We start from the raw sequence: 10717 nt of genomic DNA, 5'->3' as shown, positions 1-10717 counted from the left end.
AAAGAGAATTGTAAGAAAATGAAGATAGTTCTTCCTTATCCACTTCATGATAACATATATTTAATTATCTGTCAATACTCTTTTTGAGAAGTTTTCCGTTGTTGGTGAATTAAAGGCTGAATTTTGATCACGCAGAGGCGCAAAGAGAATTGTAAGAAAATGAAGATAGTTATTCCTTATCCACTTCATGATAACATATATTTAATTATCTGTCAATACTCTTTTTGAGAAGTTTTCCGTTGTTGGTGAATTAAGGGCTGAATTTTGATCACGCAGAGGCGCAAAGACGCAAAGAGAATTGTAAGAAAATGAAGATAGTTCTTCCTTATCCACTTCATGATAACATATATTTAATTATCTGTCAATACTCTTTTTGAGAAGTTTTTCGGTTGTTGGTGAATTAAGGGCTGAATTTTGATCATTCTCAAGACTTAGAGAGAATAATAAGATGATTAAGATCCAATACCTTGTACATTTCCTGCTTTGTTGAGTTAAGCGACCGCGCAACCTGACGCTTATGTTGGGTTTCATGCTTCAACCCAACCTACAAATCTTTGTTCATTTTTTGTTTTGTTGGGTTAAGGGACCGCGCAACCTGACGCTTATGTTGGGTTTCATGCTTCAACCCAACCTACAAATCTTTGTACATTTCCTGCTTTGTTGGGTTAAGGGACCGCGCAACCTGACGCTTATGTTGGGTTTCATGCTTCAACCCAACCTACGAATCTTTGTTCATTTTTTGTTTTGTTGGGTTAAGGGACCGCGCAACCTGACGCTTATGTTGGGTTTCATGCTTCAACCCAACCTACGAATCTTATTTAATGCTATATTTTGTTTTTGGTTTTCATTAAATTGCTTTTGTATGGCAATACATTAGAATTGGATAGCAATACATTCTTATTGTTGGGTAAAATATTGTTAACGTCGTAAAAAACGCCAGGAAAAGATGATGATACGTTTGATTAGTAACCATAAAATATAAAATGGTAAAATTAACACAATTAATAGGTTATTCAACAAACGTTTATAAAAGGGAGGAGGTATGAGTTGCTGTTGTAAAAATTGCAAGTTGTTCCGAACGGTTATTGTATTGGGGTGATTAGTTCCTAGCACTCGTTCAAACATAGCTAAAGCATCAAGGTAGAGAAGTTCAGCTTCACTGTATCTTCCTTGGCTATCGTAAAGACCTGCTAAATTGTTTAAGCTAGTAGCAACATCAGGATGGTCGCCTGTAAATAGCCGCTTTCTCATTTCTAAAGCATCAAGGTAGAGAGGTTCTGCTTCACTGTATCTTCCTTGGTTTCTGTAAAAAACTGCTAAATTGTTTAAGCTAGTAGCAACATTAGGATGGTCGCCTGTAAATAGCCGCTTTGTCATTTCTAAAGCATCAATGTAGAGAGGTTCAGCTTCACTGTATTTTCCTTGGTTATTGTAAAGATATGCTAAATTGTTTAAGCTAGAAGCAACATCAGGATGGTCGCCTGTAAATAGCCGCTTTCTCATTTCTAAAGCATCAAGGTAGAGAAGTTTAGCTTTACTGTATTTTCCTTGATTATCGTAAACAACTGCTAAATTGTTTAAGCTAGTAGCAACATAAGGATGGTCGCCTGTAAATAAAATTTGACAAACTTTTACTAATTGCTGATACCAAAATTCTGCTACTTGATATAATCCTTGTCCTTGATAAAATCTTCCTAACCCTGTAAATACCCAAAGGATTTCATCAGCAACCATAGATACTGGTAAATTATTCTCTGCTGCTGTTTCTTCGTTAATTTCATCTATTAACCGTTTTCCTAAATCTTCCCAATGAACAACAAGAGTTTTGACCTTTTCAATATCTTTAGAAGTGGGTGATTTAGGAAGTCCTTCAGCAACGGCTATCATAGGAGTAATAAAAGTTCTTTCGAGAATTGGCTGCTTTTCTCCAACTTCTGCTAACTGTTCCCGCAAAAACAACCGCACTAAATTATGAATTGTATAAGCTTCTGGTGATTCTTGTTCTATTTGTAAAAAGTTAACTTGATAAAGTTTTTTTTTAGAGGTAGTTAATTCTTCCTTTGTCCAAATTAGTTGTTTTTCCTCATTCTCTACTTCAAACTCAATTACCCCAACTACCAAATCCCAAAGAATAAACTGAGGAGAAAATAAACTTAAAAATGCTCCCAGATATTGAGTTTGAGTATCCAGTGTTTCCCAAGTTAAATTAAAAGCGGCTTTAATTCCCAATTGAGTTTGATTGATAGTTTCTCTCTTTTGTAAAGCTGTTTCCGCTAACTTACGTTTTTGTAACCGTTCTAACATTTGAGTTAGAGAAAGTCCCAAATCTGTTGTTAAATAACTTCCGACTAAAATTATCCCCAAAGGTAAATTTCCCAAAAACTCACATATTTGTGTTGCGGTTTCTGGTTCATTGACAACTCGCTGATGATTTTTTCCCAATTGCTTTTGTAAAAGTTCTAATGCTATTGGTGGTGATAGAACCTCTAAAGCTAGTTTTTGAATATAATTAGGGTCTAAATGTTGTTGTCGAGTAGTTATCAAAACCCGAAAGCGTGGTTCTGAGGGAACAACTTCTTGTAACTGTGTTAAATCAGTTAAATCATCAACGACAATTAAAACAGGTAATTGTGTTTTTGGATATTGTAACCAACACCAAGCTACCTGTTCTTGGAGAGTTAACGGTTTTTCTCCCTGAGTTTGGGGAATTTCCAGACCGAATTTTAATGTAAAAAGTTCAAATATTTCTGCTGCGAGAATACGTTGTCTAGCATTAAACCAAATTATGCCATCATAATGATCTTGATATTGTGTAGCGTATTGAGTAACTAATTCAGTTTTACCCAAACCACCCATTCCGGTTATTGCTACATAATTTCCCCGTCGCAAATCTTTATGGATAGTTGTCAGTTCTGTTTCTCGTCCGACAAAATGAACAGAACCACGATAGGGTATATCTTTAGTGGGAGTTAACTTTTTTTGTCCGTCAATATTTTGTGTGTTTACCTGAACTGTACCACCTGGTAAAGCAACAGCACCTATTTTATCTGCTAACTTGCTAAAGTTGTCATTCATAAAGCTTATAATGTATCAAATATTTTAACCCCACCCTAACCCTCCCCTTGCTAAGGGGAGGGAACTGGATTTTCTTGTTTCTCTGCTTCATAAGAGGGGGTAAAAGTCCCACAAGCAGAAGTTTTAGTTTTTAAATCTGGTTAAAAGTTCATAGTATTAATTGTTCCTGTCCCTCCAGACATGACAACCATACCAATTTTGTCCGCTAATTTCTCTAAGTTCGGTGTCGCTAGAATGTCCGCTATTTTAGGATTTTGTTCTACTTTTGCTGCTGCGACCAATTCCTGAATAACTTGACTAATATTAGGGTCTGCTTTCGCTGCGGTTTCTATTTCCATTACAGCTTGACCATAATTAAGGGGTTGTTCTGGTGCTTGTTCAATAGCTGCGAAAGTTCCAGGTAGTCGCTGTTTCAACAATTTCAAAAACTGCTGAGTTTTGTGAGATAAAGTGTCTCCAATGTTTTCGCCAATTTTTTCCAATGCTTTAGTAGCAAGTACCGTCGCAACAGCAAAAGCAACAGTTGTTAATGGTTCCATTTGTAATATTGGTTAAAGTATCATTTTTAGATAGTATAGCATTTATACACGACCTGGTAATTCTGCTTTACAAAAATAAATTTCAATTTTTAAATAGATATCTTCAAAAAAGAATGTAGAGACAATTCATAAATTGTCCCTACGAAAGTTTAAATCATTGAAACCTTTGTAAAGACGTTACATAAGGTGTAGGGACTTTCTATAAAACGTCTCTACAATCTTTACCAAAGAAGTCTAATGAGATACAAAATTATCCGCGTTCATCTGCGTTCATCTGCGTTCCACTCTAACCCGTAGTATATCACATCTTTAAAATTTGCCATACATAATTTTTGTTAAATAAAATTATAAATTTGTTATTTAATTCGATAAAACTGTAAAGTCATACATTGCTTTTGTATAGCGATACAATCTTAATGTTAAAGCAAACAAAAATTAAAGATATTACTCTATTTAATTAGTAACTATAAACAATAAGATTGTCAGATTAACATAGCTAATAGATAAAATAACAAACTTATAAGACCTTAAAAAGATGTAATTTGCTGTTGTAAACGTCGTAAATTGTCCCGAACGGTTATTGTATTGGGGTGATTAGTTCCTAGCACTCGTTCAAACATAGCTAAAGCATCAAGGTAAAGAGGTTCAGCTTCGTTATACTTGCCTTGAGATTTGTAAAGTAATGCCAAATTGTTGAGACTTTGAGCAACAGCAGGATGATCATTACCTAGTTGACGTTTTCTGATATCTAAAGATAGTAAATAAAGAGGTTCAGCATCATTGTATCGTCCTTGAGATTCATACAATACTGCTAAATTATTAAGACTTTGTGCAACATTAGGATGATCATTACCTAGTTGGCGTTTATAAATATCTAAAGATTGTAAATAAAGAGGTTCAGCATCATTGAATCGTCCTTGAGATTCATACAATACTGCTAAATTATTAAGACTTTGTGCAACATTAGGATGATCATTACCTAGTTGGCGTTTATAAATATCTAAAGATTGTAAATAAAGAGGTTCAGCATCATTGAATCGTCCTTGAGATTCATACAATACTGCTAAATTATTAAGACTTTGTGCAACATTAGGATGATCATTACCTAGTTGGCGTTTATAAATATCTAAAGATTGTAAATAAAGAGGTTCAGCATCATTGAATCGTCCTTGAGATTCATACAATACTGCTAAATTATTAAGACTTTGTGCAACATCAGGATGATCATTACCCAGTTGGTGTTTTCTAATATCTAAAGATTGTAAATAAAGAGGTTCAGCATCATTGTAACGTCCTTGAGATTCATACAATACTGCTAAATTATTAAGACTTTGTGCAACATCAAGATGATCATTACCCAGTTGGTGTTTTCTAATATCTAAAGATTGTAAATAAAGAGGTTCAGCATCATTGTAACGTCCTTGAGATTCATACAATACTGCTAAATTGTTTAAGCTAGTAGCAAGAGCTTCTAGTTTTTGAAATTTAGTTTGTAAAACTATTGCTTTCTCAAGATATTCTTGAGCTAAAGTTAATTCTTTTTGTCTATCTGTAGATTTTGCTGATTCTACTCGTTCAGCATACAAAGTACCTAACTGACTGTAGAGAACTTCTGTTTTACTACTATCTGCTCCCCATTGCTGAATAGCTTCTGCTAAAAATGCTTCTAATTGTTCTGGTGAAAAAACAGAACTTGATTGATTATATTGAATAATATCACGACTTTGATTAATTGATAACTGATTTGTAACCAAAGACGGTTCAGGTTGAAAATGAAATACCCCATTACGCCAACTCCAGAAATCAGGTGCTTGCTTAGGGATTTGATCATAAATACGTGATGGTATCCATAGAATAATTGGCATTTTGAGTTCTCGCAATGCTTCTCGCGTCCATTGCAAATAACCAAAAAACTTTTTCAAAGATTCATTTTGATTAAATGCTCCTAAAGTTTCCGCACCTAATACGATAGCTATGGCGTTTTCTGTTAATGTAACTTGTTGTGTAATGGCTTGCTTTAAACTCGGTTCTTGACTATCAAGATAAACTCGATAAATATTGTAATTGGGTGCTAAATCCTGCTCATAATTAGCTATAATATTTTCACGCTGTCTATCTGCATCACACACAGCAATGAAAATCTGTAACATACCAATTCCAGCTTCAAGAGAAACTAACAAACTCAGGTAAGTTTGTTCATTTGCGTTGATAATAGATTGATTAGTTAAGTTATTCATTAAATTAAATTTTCTAACTTTAACTGTTGAATTATCAAAGGATGTAAATCATACCAACTTTCAGTATTTTTATATTCAATCACATAAACATTGTGAAGCAAATCAAGAAACTCTTGCTGTTTAGGATCATCAGGACGATAATCAGTATATGTTTGCAGTAAAATCTCCCGGTCAGTTTTGCTTAGAGTAATTGTCATATCATTCCGCAAAGAATCAAGAGCTTCCTGCAAAATCATCTCATCAATTTGCACATTATCAATTGATTCTCCTCTTCTTGCTTTTTGTCGTAACTGTACTAATACCAAACTACAACATTTTTGAGTAATGCGAACCAATTCTCGAATCACACCACCACTAGATAAAGTAATTTTCAGCAAAACATCATCTGCTAATAAAGTATCATCAATGCGTTTTCGCAAAATCTTCTGTAATTTATCTATTGTTTCAGCAACAGGTTGAGATTCATCTTTGTGACTTTCACCTTTAGGATAAACCTTTAAAACTGGCATTACAAAAATAGAATTATTCGTTTCCGTTTCGATATGTCTTTTCAAAACACCATCACGAATCGTAGCAATAGGGAGAGTATAAACAACAAAGAAATTAGGTTGTAAAAGAACCTTAATATTATCTTGAAAAATACTTTTAATAGCTGCTAAATCGAGTTTATCTAAATCATCAATAATAACCACAATTTCTTTTTTACAAGCTAAAGAAACTTCTGTAGCAATCAGATTGACAGTATTAATCAAATCTCGAAAATCACGTTTAAACTTAGTTTCTATGACTTCGCGGATACTTGCTTCAGCCTTTAATTTACTTTTGAGAAAACTCCAAAAATCAAAACCCGCTTCCAATTCAGCCCCGATTTTACTTTCTTGAATCTGTGTTCTATCTTGAAACCAATTAAAGAATTTTTGTTTTTTCTGACTATCAATCTGAATATTTTCTTTCTCTGCTTTATCCATAATTTGCACAGCAATAGCAAAAAGAATATTAATGTGATTGATAGCGGTAGTTTCAATTAAATCAGAGATAGAGAAAAAGATAGTCAGATAATTATGATCAAATTCTCTAGCAAACTCTGCTAACAAAGTAGATTTACCACAACCACGATGTCCAGCAAAAAATAATTGATTAGTATTATCATCACTATCTACAATTAGATGCTCTAATTTATCAATTAAATCATGACCATAAGGAACTTGAAACCTTTCAATTTCTTCTTCTGTGATTAAAGGTTGTAATTGTAAATTACGAAATGCTTTTTGGAATGCCTCAATACGGTTGACTACCATTGTTAATACCCTCTATAAATCTACATTTTCATGTTATAACAATTTGATCCTTTAGCTATACCTAAACAAAAAAAATTCTTTTTTAGGCAAATAGTCGCTAAAACAAAGATTGTCACCTTTCCTAAATCAAATACAACCACCCCATAAATATATACTTATCCTCCTTTCTCTTCCTCCGTGAACGCTGTGCCTCTGTGGTTCGTTAAAAAAACCTCCAGTAAACAGTAATATTCCTAAGTAAGTGAGCGGAAAAAAACCGACATAAGTAACGAAAAGTAAAGTTGCCTAAAACCGTTCGGCTGACGCTCACGGCGAAGCCTCTTCCCTGTTCCCTGTTCCCTGTTCCCTTGTCATAACGACAATTTTTAACGCCAACCTACTTATATATTCCGCAACACAGACCAACTACTAGCAATAGGCATTCTCCAACCAGTCCCAAAAGCGCGGTCAGTGATTTTTAAACCTGGTGCAGCTTGTCTGCGTTTAAATTCCGCACGAGATAATAACTGTAATACCTTATCTACAACTACCCGGTCATGACCTGCGATAACAATTTCTGCTGCTGATTGATGTTGATGCAGCAAACGGTCGAGAATATCATCTAAAATATCATAGGCTGGTAGAGAATCTTGGTCAACTTGACCCGGTTTAAGTTCCGCACTGGGCGCTTTTGTAAGAATATTTACGGGAATAACCTCTTTTTGATGATGAGAATTTAACCATTGACAAAGGGAATAAACGCGAGTTTTGGGAACATCTGCAATCACAGATAAACCCCCATTCATGTCACCATAAAGGGTACAATAACCAACGGCCATTTCTGATTTATTGCCAGTAGATAAAAGCAAATAACCGAACTTATTAGAAATTGCCATTAACAAATTACCACGAATGCGAGATTGGAGATTTTCTTCTGCTATTCCAAATTCTGTACCCGCAAATAAATCATTTAAAGATTGATCAAAAGCTTGCATTAATTCCCCAATAGGTAAAATCTCGGTTTGAATATCTAAATTTTCTGCTAATGCTAAAGCGTCACTAATAGAATGTTCTGAACTATAGGGAGAAGGCATTAATACACCAATTACATTTTCTTTCCCTAATGCCGCAGTCGCAATAGCAGCAACTAAAGCAGAATCAACTCCCCCACTTAACCCTAATAAAACCTTAGAAAAACGACATTTATGAACATAATCTTTAACTCCTAAAACCAAAGCGTCCCAAATTTCCGCTTCTTCAGATTCATAAACAGGGGAAATATTACCTAATACTAAATCTTGTTGATTTCCATTAAATTCAACGGTAATCAAATCAGATACAAAACCCTGACCACGAGCGATAATTTCTCCTTGTTTATTAACAGCAAAACTGCGGCCATCAAAAATCAAATCATCATTTCCGCCAACTTGATTTGTATAAATAATTGGTTTTTGGAAACTAATAGCACTATGTTTTAACATTGCTTCTCGCAGATTTTGCTTACCAACAGTATAGGGTGAAGCGGATAAATTAACAATTAAATCTACTCCTAAATCAGCTAAATCATTAATTGGATTAATTGGATAACTGCGCTTACCCCAAAATTCCTCATCATTCCATAAATCTTCACAAATTGTCACACCAATTTTGAGATGATCTACTATCAGATAATTTACTTCTAGTCCATGTTCAAAATAACGATGTTCATCAAAAACATCATAAGTTGGTAATAGTCTTTTATGAAAAAATTGCTGAATTTTGCCATTTTCTAATAAAGCCATACTATTAAATAAATTTTTCCCTCCAGTTATACGCGCTTGGGAATTTTTGACAACTGTTCCCACTAATACAGCTAAATTTGTGGGTAAATCTTCAGCTAATTTTTGTAATGTCTGATCCATTGCGACTACAAAACTAGGATTTAATAATAAATCTCTAGGAGGATAACCACAAATTGATAATTCAGGTGTTAATAATAAACGGACACCTGTTAATGATGCTTGTTGGGACATTTCCAGAATTTTTTGAGCATTTCCAGATAAGTCACCAATAAGAGGATTAATTTGAGCAATAGCGATTTTCATGATCATCAAAAAGGGAATAGGGAATAGATAAAATAAATCTGATTTTAGACTGCACAAAATCACAATCATCTGTATTTATCAGCGTTTACCAGCGTTAAGCGTTTAATAATTCCTACCTCCTTTCTTCATTAAATAAATACTAAAGGTTTATCTTTAAACGGTGCAAATGCTGCCTGATCAAATTTATATAAACTCGCAGGTCGTCCTGCACCTCGTGAGACTTTAATGCCGGTATCTGATAAAAAACCTAGTTTGAGTAACCGCGCTCGAAAATTAGAGTAGTCGGCAAAGTTTTCTCCTAAAACTGTGGTATATAGTTGATATAAATCGTTGAGGGTGAAGGTTTCTGGTAGGACTTCAAAAGCTACAGGACTATATTCTAATTTATTTTTTAATCTTCTATGTCCATAGGTAATAATTTCATGATGATCAAATGCTAATTGTGGCAATTTTTGCAGAGGATACCAAGCAATACCAGCGACTTTATCAGCAATTAATTCTGCTTCTTCAAATCGTACTAAGGCAAAGTAACTAACTGATAAATAACGGACTCCATAACTAGCAATTTCTTCTCTAGGGTCAGGTTTAGGACTGCTAAAAGTATAAAGCTGTTCTAAATAAAGATTATTTACTTTTATTTTCTCAGCCATAATACGATAAGCAGCATCTTCTAAAGATTCTCCTTGCCGAACTAAAGTACCGGGAAGACTCCAATGATTTAAAAATGGTTCTTGTTGTCCCATAACTAAAAGAACTAATAACTGATTTTGGGCAGTATTTACGGAAAAAATCACATTATCAACACCAACTTTAAAGTTAGCTAAAGGTTGTTGATTTATGGAGTTGAAAATCTTTTTTGGGTGATGTATTGGCATTTGTATAAATGCTGTTGATGAATATAGGCAACTACGGGAGGTGTGAGAGTATTAATATCTCCTTGTTCACGAAAAGCGGTAGAGGAAACATCTAAACCAATTAAATTAGCAATGGCAATTTTCGCTCCCATTTGTTTAACATTTTCTAAACTTGAATTATCTATGATATATCCTGGTCTGGGAATTACCAATAATTGCACTTGCTGTAATAAATCTTGAATATGATACCAGCGCGGTAATTGATTTACTAAATCAGCACCAATTACTAAAGTATATTCAATATGTTCACCCCATTTTAATTTGGCTTTTTCTACGGTTTCTAAGGTTCTCCAACTGCTCAAATCTTGTTCTAAAGCAATATTTTTTCTAGAAACATTAATATCTTTAATTAACAATTCTAACATGACCGCACGATGAGATAAAAGCGTTTGTTGCGATTTTAGAGGATTATCCGCAGCCCAAACAGCTACCCGATCATAATGTTCAGATAACCATTTAAGAATTACTAAATGTCCCGCAGTCGGTGGATCAGCACTTGTACCAAATAAAGCAATTTTCATGATATTTTCAGGATGTTGCGAGAATGTCTATTTAGTTTATGGTAATATTTACTATAAATAATGTCAAGCC

7 protein-coding genes are annotated in these 10717 nt (G+C 34.1%); all 7 read right to left on the bottom strand.

Annotated features, from left to right (window positions below):
* Window positions 1-918: 918 nt before the first annotated feature.
* Complete coding sequence (locus tag H6G25_RS02175) at window positions 919-3075, bottom strand: tetratricopeptide repeat protein (RefSeq protein ID WP_190391084.1); 2157 nt, start codon at window positions 3073-3075, stop codon at window positions 919-921.
* Window positions 3076-3215: 140 nt separating this feature from the next.
* Window positions 3216-3614 (bottom strand): hypothetical protein, encoded by a 399-nt coding sequence (locus tag H6G25_RS02170; RefSeq protein WP_190391083.1) that lies wholly within the window; start codon window positions 3612-3614, stop codon window positions 3216-3218.
* A 527-nt stretch (window positions 3615-4141) separates the two neighbouring features.
* Window positions 4142-5851 (bottom strand): tetratricopeptide repeat protein, encoded by a 1710-nt coding sequence (locus H6G25_RS02165; protein WP_190391082.1) that lies wholly within the window; start codon window positions 5849-5851, stop codon window positions 4142-4144.
* A complete protein-coding gene (locus H6G25_RS02160) occupies window positions 5851-7149 on the bottom strand; it encodes a P-loop NTPase fold protein (RefSeq protein WP_190391081.1) in 1299 nt (432 codons plus the stop codon). The genes H6G25_RS02165 and H6G25_RS02160 overlap by 1 nt, the downstream gene beginning before the upstream one ends.
* 380 nt (window positions 7150-7529) lie before the next feature.
* Window positions 7530-9212: an NAD+ synthase gene (locus H6G25_RS02155; protein ID WP_190391080.1), complete on the bottom strand. Its 1683-nt coding sequence runs from the start codon at window positions 9210-9212 to the stop codon at window positions 7530-7532.
* 128 nt (window positions 9213-9340) lie between these two features.
* On the bottom strand, window positions 9341-10087 hold the full coding sequence (locus tag H6G25_RS02150; protein ID WP_190391079.1) for an NUDIX domain-containing protein: 747 nt from the start codon (window positions 10085-10087) through the stop codon (window positions 9341-9343).
* Entirely contained in the window at window positions 10048-10647 is a 600-nt protein-coding gene (locus H6G25_RS02145; RefSeq protein WP_190391078.1) for a nicotinate-nucleotide adenylyltransferase, read from the bottom strand. Before H6G25_RS02145 ends, H6G25_RS02150 begins: the two co-directional genes overlap by 40 nt.
* Window positions 10648-10717: the final 70 nt, after the last annotated feature.

The organism is Dolichospermum sp. FACHB-1091, assembly GCF_014697585.1.
Classification (GTDB): Bacteria; Cyanobacteriota; Cyanobacteriia; order Cyanobacteriales; family Nostocaceae; genus Dolichospermum.
Note: the sequence above shows the minus strand (reverse complement) of the source record. Positions and strands in the feature narration are given on the sequence as shown.

Bases quoted from the DNA above. Each gene is read 5' to 3' on its own strand.
- H6G25_RS02170 (WP_190391083.1), bottom strand. From the start codon at position 3,614: ATGGAACCATTAACAACTGTTGCTTTTGCTGTTGCGACGGTACTTGCT.
- H6G25_RS02165 (WP_190391082.1), bottom strand. From the start codon at position 5,851: ATGAATAACTTAACTAATCAATCTATTATCAACGCAAATGAACAAACT.
- H6G25_RS02160 (WP_190391081.1), bottom strand. From the start codon at position 7,149: ATGGTAGTCAACCGTATTGAGGCATTCCAAAAAGCATTTCGTAATTTA.
- H6G25_RS02155 (WP_190391080.1), bottom strand. From the start codon at position 9,212: ATGAAAATCGCTATTGCTCAAATTAATCCTCTTATTGGTGACTTATCT.
- H6G25_RS02175 (WP_190391084.1), bottom strand. From the start codon at position 3,075: ATGAATGACAACTTTAGCAAGTTAGCAGATAAAATAGGTGCTGTTGCT.
- H6G25_RS02145 (WP_190391078.1), bottom strand. From the start codon at position 10,647: ATGAAAATTGCTTTATTTGGTACAAGTGCTGATCCACCGACTGCGGGA.
- H6G25_RS02150 (WP_190391079.1), bottom strand. From the start codon at position 10,087: ATGCCAATACATCACCCAAAAAAGATTTTCAACTCCATAAATCAACAA.